Origin of the sequence: Methylacidimicrobium cyclopophantes, assembly GCF_902143385.2 — a bacterium.
GTDB classification, from domain to species: Bacteria; Verrucomicrobiota; Verrucomicrobiia; order Methylacidiphilales; family Methylacidiphilaceae; genus Methylacidimicrobium; species Methylacidimicrobium cyclopophantes.
The window spans coordinates 1-914 of sequence record NZ_CABFUZ020000239.1; the positions used below are offsets into that span (position 1 = coordinate 1).

At 65.9% G+C, this 914-nt stretch carries 1 protein-coding gene and 1 pseudogene; both read right to left on the reverse strand.

The genetic code is table 11. From position 1 onward, the window contains the following. A partial coding sequence (locus FN369_RS09615; RefSeq protein WP_142525927.1) for an aminotransferase class III-fold pyridoxal phosphate-dependent enzyme occupies positions 1-584 on the reverse strand: 584 nt, incomplete at its 3' end. Further along, positions 581-914: pseudogene (locus FN369_RS11275) on the reverse strand (8-amino-7-oxononanoate synthase); the annotation flags it as partial. The gene FN369_RS09615 and the pseudogene FN369_RS11275, both read right to left, overlap by 4 nt.

Here is a 914-nt window from a genome sequence, read left to right on the forward strand (position 1 = left end):
CCGGCCGCCGCTCGATTGAACGGGCAGCGGTAGCAGGCGGGAGGCGGGAGGGAAACCGACGGAAAGCGCAGCGGCCCAAAGAGGCGATGGAAACGGCTTTGGGCAACGCTCATTGCGCCGACGGTGTCCCCGTGATAGCTCTCGGCGAGGCAGAGGAAGAGATCGCGACGGGGCTCCCCGTTTTGCTGGAAATATTGCCAGACGATCTTGACGGCCGCTTCGATCGCGGTCGCCCCATCGTCGGAAAAAAAGGTCCGGTATCTCCGCCGGCTCTCCCCCGCCGCAATGGCGGAAAGTCTTTCGGCGAGCTCGGCCGCCCAAGGATGGGTCAGTCCAAGGAAGGAAACATGGTCGATTCGCTCGAGCTGCTCCCGGACGGCCGCCACGAGCCGGGGATGGCGGTGGCCGTGGACATTGGTCCAAATGGAGGAGTTGCCGTCCCAGTAGCGCCTCCCCTCCTCGTCCCACAGATAGCTTCCTTCTCCCCGGACGATGACCGGCAAGCGATAGGAAGGATCCCGCCAAGGCCGATCGGGCGTGAAGGGATGCCAAACGAAGCTCTTGTCTCGCTCCTCCCAGCTCATGGCTCCTCTTCCCTTTCGAGCTCTCTCCGAAGCAGCCGAATCTCCTCCGGCGTGTGGAAGGCACAGAGCGAAATGCGCAGCCTAGCCTTCCCTTTGGGAACGGTGGGGAATCGGATGGCCGGAGCAAAGATGCCCTTTTCCTTCAGTCGGGCGGAGGCCGCCACCGCCCGCCCCGCTTCTCCGTAGAGCACGGGGAAGATCGGACGCTCGCCGCTTCCTCCGCCGAAGAGGGCGATCCGTTCCCGGAGCCGTAACCGGCGCCGCTCTCCCTCTTCCGAGCGCAGCAGCGGGAGCGCCGCCTTCGCCGCTCCGGCCGCCGGCGGCGGGAGG